The following is a 14,877-nucleotide window of genomic DNA, read 5'->3' on the forward strand; positions in this document are numbered from 1 at the left end:
GGCTATGCTATACATGTGTATTTTCTTTGTTTAAATGCACTTTTCCTTTTTATAATCTGACGAAACTGGAGGAATATATATGGCAAAACTTAAGAAGAACCCTTCAAAGGCTGGAATTAGTGCAGCTAGTGTAACTGGAAACGCAGGTCCACATAATCACGGTGTTGAAAAAGGACGCCAAGGTAATAACCAACAATATAAGAAGCATAATATGGGCGAAAAATAACGCTATATTTTTGGGCAGAGAACGTGGCATAATGATTAATGGCTACTTTTTCTGCCCAATTTATTTGTACATATGGAAAACAAAAGAGGGAACGATGATGAAACGAACAATAGTTATGATTGTAATGATTGCTACACTATTTACAGGGATGATTTTCTTCTCTTATGCACAAAGGCAACAAGCTGTAAGAGCTGATCAACCTAACATTACTGGGCAATATGGGGTTACAATCGATGCAAACACAGGTGAAATTTTGTATGGGAAACGCGAAGACGAACGTTCTTATCCGGCTAGTATAGCCAAAATGATGACAACCCTTCTTTTACTAGAGAATGTAAAAGAAGATGAAGAAATTACGGTTACAGAAAATGCAATTAAAACAGAAAGTCAAAGCAAGAAAATTAAACTTCGTGCTGGAGAAAAATTAAAGCGTGATGAGGCATTAAAACTTATGCTTATCATTAGTGCAGATCCAATAGCTGAATCAATTGCAGAACATATCGCAGGATCAAAAAATGAATTTGTGAAAATGATGAATGCTAGAGCAAAGGAACTTGGTACAAAGCATGCAACTTTCAAGAACGCAAGTGGTGCTGATGCAATTGGGAATAAAGTATCACCATATGACATTGCTATTATTACGAAAGAAGCATTAAAGTATCCAGTTGTTTTAGAATATATGAATTCAACACGTACAACTCTACATACTTCAGAACGCTCTCCAAACATCGCAAACTATGGACGAGAAGAACTATATGACGATCCATATGCGATTGGAAGTAAAAGCGGTCTATCAGCACTCGGCAAATATACAGTCGTAACAGTGGATGAAAAAGACGGTAAACGCGTCATTAACGTCGTATTATCTTCTACTCGCGCGCAACTATATCCTGATACGAAAAAAATGGCGCATTACGCATTTCAGCAATTAAAATAACCAAGGAGTATTTTCTCCTTGGTTATTTTTTAACCATACCTTTTAATACGAACGCAACGTTTGCTGGACGCTCTGCTAGACGACGCATGAAGTAGCCGTACCAGTCGTTTCCATAAGGTACGTAAACACGCATTTTGTAACCTTCTTTTACTAGCTCAAGTTGACGCTCATTACGAATACCATATAACATTTGGAATTCAAATTGATCCCTTGGAATGTTGTGTTCTTCGGCAAGTTTTTTTGTATATTCAATAATCGCTTCGTCATGTGAAGCAATTGCAGTATAATTCCCATTTAATAAGTGCATTTTAATAATTTTTTTATAATTGTCATCTACATCTTTCTTGTCCGGGAACGCCACTTCTTCAGGTTCTTTATAAGCACCTTTTACAAGACGTAAATTAGGATTATAAGCATTTAAATCTTCAATATCTTTTTCTGTACGATATAGGTAAGCTTGAATAACAGTACCAATATTATCGTATTCAGATTTTAATTGTTTAAAGATATCAATTGTTTTCCCGCAGCGTGTATAGTCTTCCATATCAATGGTAACGAACACACCATTTTCTTTTGCCGCTTCTAAAATACGGCGCATATTGTTCATTACGATTTCATCAGAGATATCTAATCCCATAGAAGTCATCTTTAAAGAAAGCTGCGAATCAAGACCTTCTCTTCCAATTGCACGGATCGCTTCAATCGATTGGTTAGCCATTTCATTTGCTTCCGCTTCATTATCAACGAATTCACCTAAATAATCGATTGTTACACAAAGTCCTTGCTTATTTAATGCCTGAATGGCAGCTGTCGCTAATTCAATCGTCTCCCCTGCGACGAAGCGACCTGCACCAAAGCGTAAACCGTACTTTTTAGCCAGTTTTGTTAGCGCTTTATTTTTAGATAAGAAAAGAAACGAATTTCGCATTAATTGTTCCATGTAATTCACCCCTATGACTGTAATTTATCTGTTTTTTACCCCTCTTCAAAATTATATCATTGTTTAAAATTATTGGATACAAATAATTATTTAGATAATTTATAAAATACTATAAAAACATTTAAAAACCTATATTCTCGCATGTAAATATGAAGGGAATATTTTTCGACATTTAGAAAAAACGGGTTTACTAGGGCAAAAATAGGCATACCGAAAATATTCGACATGCCTATAAAACCCTTAATATTCCATGTAAATTATATAAGGATATTAATAAAGAAAACTTGAGGTAACATTCACCTCAAGTTTTCTCACTGCTCATTTCGCTTCTCTTCATTCAGCCTTTTAATATCCGTAATTAACTGCACCATCTCTTCTTTCGCATCTGGATATGTCTCATTCCAATGCTTCACTAAAGCTGGCATCGTCTTCGCTATGTAAGAATAAAGTGCCCACTTCTGCACCTGCTCTTTTCTCTCTTCATTGCTCTCTCCAAGTAATAATTCCGTGTATTTCTCTAACAACCCGTCAAATTGTTCATTAAACTTTTCACTCATCTTATTTACCTCCTATATGAAAAAAGCAGCGAAAATCGCTGCTTTTTCTTATAATTTTGATCGAACAGAGTTTAATTTCTTCTCCATTGTGCTTACTTTATCACGACGATCATCAATACGAATTGTTGTTGCAACACGCTGTGCACCTTTCGTATAAGGCACTTCATGCATTTGTTGAATTACTTCTAGAATGACAGGAAGATCTCCTTCAATAATTGTATTCATCGGTGTTAATTGATACTTCACGCGATCCGCATTTTTCTCTAGTACCTTTTGTACTTCTGCTACATATTCACTAACACTTGGATTACCTGTTCCTACTGGAATAATCGATACATCAACAATTGCCATAGTAGTCTTCCTCCTATAATCGTTTCTTATATATCCATTGTCTATTTTACCGAAATCCTCATCATTTTACTAATATGTTACTCTTCCACTTTAAACTGCTCGACTAATCTTTCTAAATCTCTCATATGTTCTGTCAAACTTTCCATCGTGTGAGCTACCTTTTCTAAATGATTCACCTGTGATTCCGTTGCAGCATGTACCTCTTCGGAAACAGCTGCACTTTCTTGACTCGTACCAGCAATTGTGTGCATTACCGCTGTAATTTCTCCTTGCTCGTAACCTATGTTATGTACCTCTTCTACAATTTTTTCAACTGAAGTACTAATCGTATTTACAACTGACATAATTGTGCGGAACTCCATTTCTGCCTCTGTCGTCACTTTATTTTGCACATCTGCAATGTCTTTCAATTTACTTACAACTTCTACAACTCTTTTTACTTCTACTTGCACATCACCAATCATCGTTGTGATTTCTCCAGTTGCCTCTTTTGATTGTTCCGCTAATTTCCGAACCTCTTCAGCAACAACCGCAAATCCCTTACCTTGCTCACCTGCACGGGCAGCTTCAATCGAAGCATTTAAAGCAAGTAAATTTGTTTGATCCGAAATGCCTTTTATAAGCTCAACAACATTTTGAATCGATCCAACTCTTTGTTCTAACTTATCCGATGCTTCTTCTGTATGAACAACAATCGAAGATGATTGTCCCCTCGTACGGATTAAATTCCTCATTGTATTTAATCCTTGCTTAGATGCCTCTTCCGCTTTGCCAGCCACTCCTTTTATTTCACCAACGGAGCTATTCATTTGTTCCACTGACTCCGCCATATTCTCGAGCTGAGCTGAAACTTCATCCACACTATTCGCAAGAGTAGAAGCTCCTCCGCTCACATCATCCATCGCTCCTGAAACTTCTCTACTAGCCGCTACTGTTTCGTTCGTTAAATAATGTAAACTATTCGTTGATTGTTGCACCGTTGATACGCTGTTTTTAATTTTACTTACCATTTCATTCATTTGTTCAACCATATCATTAAAGTGCTTCGTCAACTCTCCAACTTCATCTTTACTTGTCACTTTCATTCGCAGCGTTAAATCGCCTTCTGCTACTTTTTGCACGTGATTCTTTAATAGTTGCAGTGGTCTTGCTAATCTTCTTGAGAACAAGTAGGAAGCTACGATTCCAACTAATAAACTAATACATGCCATTATAATAACTGTATTTCTCGTACTATTTAATAGCCCATCGATCGTTTCTTTCGGATAAAAGATTCCTATCGTCCATTTCATCGTATCAAATGATTGACTATAAACAACTACATCTTCACCTTTTATTGTAGTGACCGCATATTTGGTTACCTCTTTATTTAAACTCTTTATAAGTGGCTCTTTAGAAACATCTTTCCCTATCTTTTCTGGATAAACAAGAGCCATATTTTTATCATTTATAATAAACATTTCTCCGTCATTATTGTATTGAATATTGTGAAGCAACTTCTGAATCGTCCCAAGCGATACATCCATCGCAACAACGCCTAATACAGACCCATCTTGAGCTGTAATTGCTTTAGAAACACCTACACTTAACTTGCCTGTTGCAATTTCATAAGAAGGTTGTCCCCAATGGACCTTTTTTACATCAGCCTCTGAATCTTTATACCATGGTCTTGTCGTTGGATCGTATCCTTCTGGCACTTGCCCACCTTCAGCAAGATTGGCACTTAATGTTTTTTTATCTTTCGTACCAATATATAAATCTAAAATACCAGGATGATTCTTTTTATACTCCGCAAACTCTTTCGTTAAAAACGCTTCCTCTTCCGGAGTAACCCCACCTTGAAGCATATTACGAATCATCTCACTGTTCGCGTAATACCCCATATCTTCATCCGTTCTTTGAACAAATGTCGTAAGTTGCTCTGTCACAAGATCCATCGCATTTTGAGAATACTCGTCTAAGGAACGCACTTCCTTTTCTTTCTGTAATTGATACACAGCTGTACCCAATATTACGAACATCATAGAAATAAGTACTGAAAACACTACCGCAATTTTTAAACGTAAACTTCTTAACATTTTCCCCCAAGCATCCCCTTCGTATTAAATTAAAATCTTATTAATCATTATATTAAGTATAATAGATAAAATTAAAAAATTGAAATTAATTCTCACCTTAATACAATTAGAAAACGGACTACCACTTGTGCAAAAACAAATAGTTCATTATCCTTAAAATATAATCTCATTCGTTCGGAGGGAACTATGTTACAAAAATTCGGTTTCTCACAATATGAAAGCCAAGCTTATGAAGTTGTCGTATCAAGCAATGAACCATTAGATGCTACAACAATTGTGAAGCATTCAGGTGTTCCAAAAGCAAAAATATATGAAGTACTAGCACGCCTAATCGATAAAGGAATGGTAATGGATTCTGTTTCAGAAAAGAAAAAATTGTATACAGCATTACCACTAAAACTAGCAATTGAAAAATTAACGACAGAATTCCAATCAAATATTAAAGAGCTGGAAACAAACATATCAAAAAAATCATTTACAGATGACCGTGTGTGGAGCTTAAAAATGCAATCTTCTATTCGAGTTCAAAGTAAAGAACTCATTGAAAGTGCAAAAGAATCAATCCGTATTTCAGCTTGGAATGATACTCTTTTAGAATATCTCCCTTTACTAGAACAAAAAGCAAAACAAGGTGTTCAAATTGAATCCCTTATTGTTGGAGAAGTAGAAACAGACTTAGAAAACATGCATTTTCTAATCCCAGCTGAAGAGCCTAATGCATTAGAGCGCTACTTACTACTCATCGTTGACGATCGTGAAATTTTATTTGCTGGCGTAGAACAAGAGTCATGGCAAGCGATGAAAACAATGTCACAACCTTTCGTAAAGTTCTTTACAGAATTTTTCTATCACGACGTTGCACTTGCAAAGATTACCCAGAAGCACCACGATCTCTTTATGAAAGATGAGGAAATTAAGAGTTTGTTAATGAAATTAAGATACTAATTAAATAATAAAAAGGAGTCTAGTTTTTCACTTAGACTCCTTTTTATTTTGTTCCTTTATCTCCATCAACAGCTCAATGATTTTCTCATTTTGCTCTACCTGTTTCTCTGAATTTTGATAGATGAAACGAATCCATCTAAGTGCAAGAATAATAAGAAACAAAGGGAGCATTGAAATTAGAAGACCAATAATTGAAAAATTCGAATACATATACCTCACCTCGCTATATACCCTTTTCTCCATTTACCTACTAAAACCTGCAATTTTTTACAAATAAAAAAGAACCTATCAAACGATAGATTCTTCTTTCACGAACTGAGTAGAGCGTCCTCTCGTAATCGAGAAAATAGCGCAAAGCAGTGCTAATATAATAAAGCCACCGCCTACCCAAGCATTATATATAACAGATGATTTTTCAATAACAACTCCACCTACTGTTGAACCAAGTGCAATTCCTAAATGAAGCGCAGAGTTATTTAAACCTTGCTGAATACCAGCTGATTCCGGTGCAATTTCAATTAAATAATTTTGCTGTGCTGGTGAAATCGCCCAGCTCAGCATACTCCAAAGTCCCATCATAATGATGAAGAGCGGGAATGAGAATGTCATTAATGGCAACATGAAGATTGCACATGCAAATACGATAATAATCGAGATAATACTTTTCTTCGATCCCCATTTATCAGCAAGCCATCCACCGAATCCGCCGCCAATTACTGCTGCGATTCCAAAAATAAAGTAAAACACACTAATCCAGTTTGCTTCAACATGCATAACATCTTTTAAAAACGGTGTTAAATATGCATACAATGTTAAATGACCCGTTAAAAACAAAAATGATGTTAACTGTGCACTTACAATTTTTTTATCTTTTAAAGTAGCAAGTTGTTCTTTTATTGATAATACCGATGTCGGTGGTACTTTCGTTAAGAACAATGAAATACAAGCAATTGCCATAACTGTTAATACAGAAATTAATACAAATGGTGCACGCCATCCGTATGCATTTCCGAGTACAAGACCAAGCGGTACTCCAAGTACAAGTGATCCACTAATTCCCATAAAAATGATTCCAATTGCACGCGCACGAAAATGCGGTTCTACTACACTAGACGCAAGTGTTACAGATAGTGCAATAATTAATGAACCACTCGCCGCACAAATAACCCTTGAGAACATTAGCATTCCGTAATTCACACTAAATGCGGAAATAATATTTCCGATTAAGAAAATCGATAATGCTCCAACATACAATGTTTTTCTTTCAAACTTCCCTGTCAAAGCTAATAAAACTGGACCTGACAAAGCAAATACTACCGAAAATATTGTGATAAGCTGACCAGCTGCGCTAATAGATACTCCTAAATCATTGGCAACTAAATCGAGCGTTCCTCCTATAATTAACTCAACCGTTCCGACTACGAAAGCCGCGATAGCTAAAATATAAACACGAAAATTCAAGTCTTTCCCCACGCTTTCTATTTTGGTTACTACGACTATAGTAACCAAAATAGAAAGTGGACGCAAGTATAATTTTTTTACAGTAAAAAAGGTAGGCGTATTATACGCCTACCCTTCCATCATTCTGTTTCTTTCTTCTTATTTAAGTACCAATACACCGGCAGTCCAGTAAAGACAATTCCAATTGATAAGAAACAACTTACCGGATCGTTAATAATCGCACTACCGATTACAAAGAACGAACCTAAAATCGCTACGATTGGTACGATTGGGAATAACGGTACACTATATGCACGCTCTTTATTCTTATTACGTTTTCTTAAGATGAAGACACCAATAAACGTCATTACGTAGAAAATATAAATAATGAATACGGAAATCTCAGATAGCTTATTCGGATCACTAATAATCATTAAAATAATTCCTAAAATGATTTCAACAGTAATCGCATTTGCTGGTGTTTTAAATCTCGGACTTTCCTTTGCAATAAACTTAGAAAATGGAAGTTGTCCACGTTCCGCCATAGACATTGGAATACGTGGGAATGTTAAAATCTTTCCATTTAAACAGCCGAAAATAGAAACGATAATACCGATACTAATAATTTTCCCGCCATATTCTCCAAGTAACATACCCGCAGCTGTCGCTGTCGCATTTTCTCCAAGGTCTACAATTTTCGCTGCTGGTAATACATTTAATAACGCCAAGTTAATTAATACGTAAGCAGCAGTTACGATTAAAATCCCCACTGTCATTGCTTTCGGTAATAACTTTGTTGGATTCTTCATTTCTCCGCCAATCGAAGCAAGTAAAATCCATCCGTCATAAGCAAATAACGTTGCTAAAATTGCCATACCGATACTTTGATTTTCTGATATCGGCACTACTACGTTAAAGATATCGCTATTCCCTTTCCAAAAACCTAGCACGACAATTAATATGATCGGAATCATCTTCCCGATTGTCGTGATTGTTTGGACGATACCTCCGTATTTTGTTCCCATACTATTTATAACGCCAAGGAACACAACCGTTCCAATTGCAATTGGTAAATTCCACACTTTATCTAAATAGAAAAAATTAATCATTAAAGAACTAAAGTATAAACCTAATGTTCCGATAATAGCAGGTCCATAAACAATTGTTTGCATCCAACCTGATAAATATCCCCAAAAACTTCCGTAAATCTCCTCTAAATACGTATACAACCCACCATTTTTCGGGATTTGCGCTCCAATTTCAGCTACTGTTAAACCACTTGCTAGCGTCAACAGACCACCAATTACCCAAGCAAGAATGGCCATATTAGAACTCCCCGAGTAATCTAATACGCTCCCTGGTTTCATAAACACACCAGATCCAATAATCGTTCCTACTACGATAGAAAGTGCTACTGTTAAACCAATTTTGTTCTTCTCATCATGATGCATGCTGCGTATCCTCCTTCCAATCCTAGTGTGATGCAAAAATGAAATAAAAAAACACTCCTCCCTAAAAAAGGGACGAGTGTTGTATTCGTGGTTCCACCCTTGTTTCAATTCGCAAAGTAACACACTTCACCAATTTCTCAAGTCTAAATAACGGTTTTTGCCGGCAAGCAATTACTAGATGCTCGTTCACTGCTGCAGTTCAGAGGTGGTAATCCATTTTTCCGTATTAGGAAGCTCACAGCCAAAGGCTTCCCTCTCTGAGAATCGTAAAAAATTGATCATGTCCTCATCATCACTTCTTGATGTCGAATTTTGTAGTTATTGTTCATTATATTGAATTGTTAGAAAAAATCAATATATTTTTTTATATAACATAGGAAATATTTCTCTTCTTATATTATAACAGAACATACAAAACTTCTCTAATTCCCTAAAAATGGTATAATTCTTTTAGGAGGTGTACTAATAATGATTGCTGTCTTTTGTATTATCGCTACGTTTCTCTCTGTTCTATTCGCTATCATGTATCGAAACAAGTATCCTGGTTATAGCATTTTAGCGGTAGCTATTATACCAGCTGTTTCCTTCTACGTATTGGGTAAATATCAATATACGGAAGTGTTTATCGGTTTTGCAATCTTCTACTGCGTCTTCGGATACATACTAACAATAAAAAGAATTTCAATGCCTCATTAAAAGGGACCGATTTCTACTTATAGAAATCGGCCCTTGCACGTACCTTCCTGTTGCCCACACGAAAGATACGACTTCATTCAATTATTTATCTTCTTTTTTCATAAAAAACTTATGGTGCGGTAAATCAACATTCAATGCCTCTAATTGTTTCTTTTCATTGTCTAAAATCGCTTTTGCTTTTGCTTTTGTTGCTTCATCTAATCCTGCAAAGATGTCTTCATGCTTCTTTTTCTCTGGGAGTTTCACGCCTAACTTCGTTAATTCTTCTTTTGCTTGCTCATGCGTTAATTTTCCGGATTTTTCTTGCTCAAAAATTGACTTCACTTTTTCTTTCGTCTGTTCATCTAAATTAGCAAGCATATCTTTACGCTTACCTTTCTCTGGCATTTTCACACCTAACTTTGATAATTCCTCTTGCGCTTGTTCACGTGTTAATTTTCCAGATTTCTCTTGCTCTAAAATGGACTTCGCTTTTTCTTTCGCCTGTTCATCTAATCCTGCAAACATGTCTCCATGCTTACCTTTCTCCGGCATTTTCACGCCTAGCTTTGTTAATTCCTCTTTTGCTTGTTCACGTGTTAGTTTTCCGGATTTCTCTTGCTCTAAAATGGACTTCGCTTTTTCTTTCGCCTGTTCATCTAATCCTGCAAACATGTCTTTACGCTTCTCTTTCTCTGGAAGCTTTACACCTAGTTCCTCTAACTGTTTCTTTGTATCGTCCATAATTGTTTTTACTTTTTGTTTTGTAGCGTCATCCAAATCCTTTTTCGCCGTTTTTGCAGGCTGATCCACTGCTGGAGTATTCGTTGCCGCGAATGCCGGAATACCGACTCCTCCAATGATTCCGAATGATAACGCACCTGCAATCGCTAAATACCCAACTGTTTTCTTCTTCATAGGAAATTTCCTCCTTCATATTTCTAATGCATGTACACTTTCGTATACAATGCCTATAGTAATGTCGGTTTCTTAACATTTCCTTAACGACTTAACAAAAAAACACCGCTCGTAATGAGCGGTGTTTCTCTATGCTTTTTGTAATTGTAACTCTTCACGTTCCATTATTTTTCTTAATACAATTGTTTGTGTCATTGTAAATAAGTTACCTGTTATCCAGTACAACACAAGTCCTGATGGCGCCGCAAACCCCATAAATAGAATCATTGCCGGCATCATAATTTGCTGCATCTTTAGCATCTGTACTTGTTCTCCAGGTGTAATATTCGATTGGAAAACTTTCATCTGAATAAATGTCGTTAACGCTGCAATAATCGGTAATATATGATATGGATCTGCATGTCCTAGGTTCACCCATAAAAACGAAGATGTGCGAATCTCTTCCGTTCTGCTAATCGCATAATACAAAGCAGAGAAAATCGGCATTTGTATTAATAATGGCCAGCAACCAGCAAGTGGATTCCAACCGCCTGATTTCATTAGTTCTGACATTTCTTTTTGATACTGCTTTTGTTTTTCAAGGTCTTTGCTTACATCACCGTACTTTTTCTTTAGCTTCTGCAGTTCAGGTTGCATTTTCTTCATTTTCGCTTGGCTGCGATATTGCGAAACAGCTAATGGAATCATTGCTGAACGAATAACGAGCGTCATAATAATGATAGCAATCCCAAAGCTAGCTCCAGGTATATGATGAGCAACAAATTGAATCATAAACGAGATTGGATATACAAAATAATGATCCCAAATCCCAGTACTATGTGCATCAATTGGGGCTGCATTACTGCAACCAGATAAAACAAAAACAAATAATAATGATAAACTAACGAGCACAGCTCGGTATGATTTTAACATGTTCATTCCTCCAATGTTTCGTAATTATTTAGCGAAACATTGGTGTATACGGACCGACCTCGTCATTCTCTTCACTTGATTCTTGTCTGCGTACAGAACGAATCATTCCATATTTATAAAAAATAGAAAATAGCGGTACATTTCCCGCACTATCTTCACATGTATCAACTAGCGCAAAAGCTCTTTGTCTACCGCTTGACGCTTGTTGACGCACAAAGCGAGAAACATTAGCAAGGAAGAAAACTTCTAATAAACAAAGTGCCGTCGTTACAAACGATATATATAGAATTGCATCCTGCAATAAAAATTCCATCGCTTCACATCCTTAATAAGGTCATTTTAGCACATTAGGCAAACATTCTCTATTTCCTTTTATTTTCAAAAAAAGTATTTTGCATATTTTCTCAAGAAAATAATAATTAAGAAACGTTGTATTCGCTTTCTTTAGTATATTCACACACATCAATGAATAGGCTTGATTTATTAGAAATTTATAAAATTTTTGCATTATAATAAAACTATTGCCAGTTTTTGAAAAAACCTTTATTCTCTTCTTGTAATCAAAAATGAATATGGAGATGAAACATACTATGGGTCAACTAGGAGACGCCGATTACGTTCCCGACACCGCCTTTTTATCCTTCCCAGCAGCTAAAACATTTCACTTAGAATTTATGATACAGTTGGTTGTTATTTTTATAGCTTCTATTTTGTATGCAATTTCTATGAATATGTTTTTTATCCCGCATAACATGATTAGCGGTGGATTCGCTGGTGTAGGGATGATTATCGGTTATTTAATGCACTACAATATCGGTGCACTTATCTTTTTACTAAACATTCCTCTTCTTATTTTAAGTCACTTTTACTTAGGCAAGAAGACAACCTTTTTAACAGCTTACTTTGTAGCTGTATCATCGTTAGCGATGAACATTATCCCTGTACACCAGGTTTCAGACGATATTTTACTATCTTCTGTATTCGGTGGTGTAATCTGCGGAGCAGCTTCCGGAATCATATTCCGATTTGCTTCTTCAACAGGTGGCTTTGATGTTGTTGGATTGATTGTAGCGAAACATCGAGATATTTCAATTGGAGCAATCATCTTTGTATTCAACTTAGTCTTACTTGTTGCAGCAGGTTTTATTTTCGGATGGGATATTACACTTTATACGTTAATTAGCCGGTTTGTAGTCAGCAAAGTTATCGATGCTGTGCATACGAAACATATTAAATTAACAATAATGACAGTTACAGAAAAAGGTGAGGAAATAAAAAGCGCACTACTACATCACGGCATACGCGGGGTGACAATGGTAGACGCTGTCGGCGGCTATACAAACCATAAGAAAAAAATGATTTACACTGTCGTGACTCGCTATGAGTTAGGCGAAATGAAACGTATTATCCGTCAAGTGGATAACAAAGCATTTATGAACATTACTGAAACAGTTGAAATTGTCGGCCGTTTCAAACGCATATAAAAAAGGTTAATAAATTAAAGGGCATAACATATTAGTCATATATAATATGTTATGCCCTTTGTTATTCAACTCACGTACCTTTTAGCATAATAAAATCACTAAGTTTATTACTACAAATCGGAGGATAGCATCCCATATACAATACTATCTGTCCATTCATCTTTATTCCAAAAATCTTGTATGAAATGGGCTTCCTTTCTCATGCCTATTCGTTCACACAATTTTTGTGAAGCTGTATTACGTGCATCAAGATTAGCCTGTATACGATGTACATTAAATTCATTAAATAATTTCAATACCAAACTACTTACTGCTTCTGTCGCCAAACCTCTCCCAGCTACTTCATTTGAAAAACTATAACCAATCTCAACAGTGTCTTTCATATTTGTGTACCATACGGATAAATCACCAACTACTTTAGTTTTGTATATAACTGCCAAACTTAATATTGATTCTTTAGTAAGTACATTATTTGCTAACTTCTTATTAAATCTTTTCTGCATGTCTTCATGAGTCCACTTATTATGTAATAGGAACTTACATGTATCATCACTATTATAAATAACAAATACATCCTGTAAATCAGTACTCTTAAAAGGTCTAATTATTAATCTTTCTGTTGTGAACTCCAAGTTAGCTCTCCTCCCTTACATTCATACTATAAAACATTTTTTATAGTATTTAAGCCTCCTTCTTAGATCTCACCTTGATTACATATTTCATCATAATAAATTAAAATCCTTCTTCCACTAAACTGCACCGTTAATGGTATTTCCTTGCGCTTTTTATTTTTTACACTTATTACAAAATCAGATAATTCTATTATTATGTCTCTAAATGTGTTATAATGAAAGCAGACTCACAAAAAAAGAGTATATAGACTTGGAAGTTTCTCTTATTTTACAAGCAAAAAGAAACGAGCAGTCGGGTATATTTCAGACACCATACACGTAACGGTTTAAACAACCGATCATCTTAGTTACTCTTCAATGATCTTTTTATAAAAAGATACGTACAATTAAAACTCACTTCAATATACTATACCTACCTTTTTGACTTCCAAATCATCTTATTACATAAGGAGATGAACATATGAATCAATATATACGATATACAATAGCTGTCCTGTTTGCTATTATCGGCGGAACAATCTGCTTCTGGACAAACACACAGCTTGGAGAGAATATCATTTTTAATGGAATCGAAACACTTGTAAGCGCTTCAATTTTAGGCGGATACATTTACTTCCTCTTCAATCCAGAAGAAAATGCTCAAAAAACAATGTTATTAACAATGATCGGAATCGTTGGTGGATGTATTTCCTACTCAATGACAAACTATACATTACCACTTCAATTAAGCTCAGCTTTCTTCCACGGTCTATGGACTTGGTTCATTGCATTCTGCTTAGCAGACGTATTCAACCTATTACAAGACAATGAAGAAGATAGCGGTCGCCAAATCGAAAGTAACTCTTAAGCTGGAAGATACTCTTCCAGCTTTTTTATGTTGGTTTGCATATCCCCGCATCACGATAAAAAGAAGTTACCCTCACGGCAACTTCTTTTCCATATACCCCACTTCGTATTCACTAAAATATATCAACGATTTTTCAAATATATCGATCGTTTCTCCACTTATATCAACGATTTTTTCATTATATCGACGCTTCGACACAAGATATCGATTTACCGACAACCTTCGACACTCAAAACGCACAACATACCCTATCCCCCAAGCAACTTACTGCCGAACTCTACGATTAAAAAGATAATTAATAGGATCGCGAGTATCTTTAATGCTACATATGCTACTTTAAAAACAACATAAATGAGCAAGACTATTAAAATAATTGATAAAATTTCCATATTTACTTCCTCCAAGCTTTGCTCTTCTTATCTCATTTTACTCGCCCTAGGCTGTTTATGGAACGGCATAAGATGACATATAAAAAAGAGGATAC

The 14,877-nt window shown here is 35.7% G+C and carries 18 protein-coding genes and 1 other annotated feature; of the genes, 6 read left to right on the forward strand and 12 right to left on the reverse strand.

The window, feature by feature from the left end; genetic code table 11:
- The first annotated feature begins 79 nt into the window (after positions 1–79).
- Together N2V79_RS24630 and N2V79_RS24635 are read left to right on the forward strand one after the other, a co-directional pair.
- On the forward strand, positions 80–226 hold the full coding sequence (locus N2V79_RS24630; RefSeq protein ID WP_001096344.1) for a YuzL family protein: 147 nt from the start codon (positions 80–82) through the stop codon (positions 224–226).
- 97 nt (positions 227–323) lie between these two features.
- Positions 324–1,163, forward strand: a complete 840-nt coding sequence (locus N2V79_RS24635; RefSeq protein WP_023523353.1) for a D-alanyl-D-alanine carboxypeptidase family protein — start codon at positions 324–326, stop codon at positions 1,161–1,163.
- A gap of 22 nt (positions 1,164–1,185) precedes the next feature.
- On the opposite strand, the gene N2V79_RS24640 is transcribed toward N2V79_RS24635, so the two are convergent.
- The 4 genes from N2V79_RS24640 to N2V79_RS24655 all read right to left on the reverse strand — a co-directional run bounded on the left by N2V79_RS24640 (position 1,186) and on the right by N2V79_RS24655 (position 5,089).
- A complete protein-coding gene (locus N2V79_RS24640) occupies positions 1,186–2,103 on the reverse strand; it encodes a proline dehydrogenase family protein (protein WP_000436780.1) in 918 nt (305 codons plus the stop codon).
- A 311-nt stretch (positions 2,104–2,414) separates the two neighbouring features.
- Positions 2,415–2,660 (reverse strand): YusU family protein, encoded by a 246-nt coding sequence (locus N2V79_RS24645; RefSeq protein ID WP_001290594.1) that lies wholly within the window; start codon positions 2,658–2,660, stop codon positions 2,415–2,417.
- 48 nt (positions 2,661–2,708) lie between these two features.
- Positions 2,709–3,011 carry an MTH1187 family thiamine-binding protein gene (locus N2V79_RS24650; RefSeq protein WP_001018860.1) on the reverse strand — a complete coding sequence of 101 codons (303 nt, stop codon included), beginning with the start codon at positions 3,009–3,011 and terminating at the stop codon, positions 2,709–2,711.
- Between the two features lie 77 nt (positions 3,012–3,088).
- Complete coding sequence (locus N2V79_RS24655) at positions 3,089–5,089, reverse strand: methyl-accepting chemotaxis protein (protein ID WP_071731081.1); 2,001 nt, start codon at positions 5,087–5,089, stop codon at positions 3,089–3,091.
- Positions 5,090–5,275: 186 nt separating this feature from the next.
- Here N2V79_RS24655 and N2V79_RS24660 point away from each other — a divergent pair, with 186 nt between their 5' ends.
- The gene (locus tag N2V79_RS24660; RefSeq protein WP_069356426.1) at positions 5,276–6,034 is read left to right on the forward strand and encodes a TrmB family transcriptional regulator; all 759 of its coding nucleotides are present in this window, start codon (positions 5,276–5,278) and stop codon (positions 6,032–6,034) included.
- 27 nt (positions 6,035–6,061) lie between these two features.
- On the opposite strand, the gene N2V79_RS24665 is transcribed toward N2V79_RS24660, so the two are convergent.
- From N2V79_RS24665 to N2V79_RS24675, 3 genes are all read right to left on the reverse strand, one after another.
- The gene (locus N2V79_RS24665) at positions 6,062–6,244 is read right to left on the reverse strand and encodes a hypothetical protein (protein ID WP_069356427.1); all 183 of its coding nucleotides are present in this window, start codon (positions 6,242–6,244) and stop codon (positions 6,062–6,064) included.
- A 78-nt stretch (positions 6,245–6,322) separates the two neighbouring features.
- Positions 6,323–7,561, reverse strand: coding sequence for an MFS transporter (locus N2V79_RS24670; RefSeq protein WP_140155578.1), 1,239 nt, complete (start codon positions 7,559–7,561; stop codon positions 6,323–6,325).
- A gap of 53 nt (positions 7,562–7,614) precedes the next feature.
- Positions 7,615–8,925 (reverse strand): APC family permease, encoded by a 1,311-nt coding sequence (locus N2V79_RS24675; protein WP_023523356.1) that lies wholly within the window; start codon positions 8,923–8,925, stop codon positions 7,615–7,617.
- A 65-nt stretch (positions 8,926–8,990) separates the two neighbouring features.
- Positions 8,991–9,227, reverse strand: a binding site (T-box leader).
- A 166-nt stretch (positions 9,228–9,393) separates the two neighbouring features.
- Here N2V79_RS24675 and N2V79_RS24680 point away from each other — a divergent pair.
- Positions 9,394–9,621 (forward strand): hypothetical protein, encoded by a 228-nt coding sequence (locus N2V79_RS24680; RefSeq protein ID WP_053563416.1) that lies wholly within the window; start codon positions 9,394–9,396, stop codon positions 9,619–9,621.
- An 81-nt stretch (positions 9,622–9,702) separates the two neighbouring features.
- On the opposite strand, the gene N2V79_RS24685 is transcribed toward N2V79_RS24680, so the two are convergent.
- The 3 genes from N2V79_RS24685 to N2V79_RS24695 all read right to left on the reverse strand — a co-directional run bounded on the left by N2V79_RS24685 (position 9,703) and on the right by N2V79_RS24695 (position 11,743).
- Positions 9,703–10,518 (reverse strand): hypothetical protein, encoded by an 816-nt coding sequence (locus N2V79_RS24685; RefSeq protein ID WP_340720281.1) that lies wholly within the window; start codon positions 10,516–10,518, stop codon positions 9,703–9,705.
- A gap of 129 nt (positions 10,519–10,647) precedes the next feature.
- Positions 10,648–11,430 (reverse strand): membrane protein insertase YidC, encoded by a 783-nt coding sequence (gene yidC, locus N2V79_RS24690; protein ID WP_000920524.1) that lies wholly within the window; start codon positions 11,428–11,430, stop codon positions 10,648–10,650.
- Between the two features lie 28 nt (positions 11,431–11,458).
- Positions 11,459–11,743 (reverse strand): hypothetical protein, encoded by a 285-nt coding sequence (locus N2V79_RS24695; protein ID WP_000394930.1) that lies wholly within the window; start codon positions 11,741–11,743, stop codon positions 11,459–11,461.
- Positions 11,744–12,020: 277 nt separating this feature from the next.
- On the opposite strand from N2V79_RS24695, the gene N2V79_RS24700 reads away from it, so the two are divergent.
- Entirely contained in the window at positions 12,021–12,914 is an 894-nt protein-coding gene (locus N2V79_RS24700; protein ID WP_000530043.1) for a YitT family protein, read from the forward strand.
- A gap of 110 nt (positions 12,915–13,024) precedes the next feature.
- On the opposite strand, the gene N2V79_RS24705 is transcribed toward N2V79_RS24700, so the two are convergent.
- Positions 13,025–13,546: a GNAT family N-acetyltransferase gene (locus N2V79_RS24705; protein ID WP_000397315.1), complete on the reverse strand. Its 522-nt coding sequence runs from the start codon at positions 13,544–13,546 to the stop codon at positions 13,025–13,027.
- A 460-nt stretch (positions 13,547–14,006) separates the two neighbouring features.
- On the opposite strand from N2V79_RS24705, the gene N2V79_RS24710 reads away from it, so the two are divergent.
- Positions 14,007–14,393, forward strand: a complete 387-nt coding sequence (locus tag N2V79_RS24710; protein ID WP_001077773.1) for a DUF3938 domain-containing protein — start codon at positions 14,007–14,009, stop codon at positions 14,391–14,393.
- Positions 14,394–14,641: 248 nt separating this feature from the next.
- On the opposite strand, the gene N2V79_RS24715 is transcribed toward N2V79_RS24710, so the two are convergent.
- On the reverse strand, positions 14,642–14,782 hold the full coding sequence (locus N2V79_RS24715; protein WP_000404758.1) for a DUF3985 family protein: 141 nt from the start codon (positions 14,780–14,782) through the stop codon (positions 14,642–14,644).
- Between the last annotated feature and the right edge of the window lie 95 nt (positions 14,783–14,877).

Source organism: Bacillus sp. CH_70 (genome assembly GCF_038007045.1).
Classification (GTDB): domain Bacteria; phylum Bacillota; class Bacilli; order Bacillales; family Bacillaceae_G; genus Bacillus_A; species Bacillus_A cereus.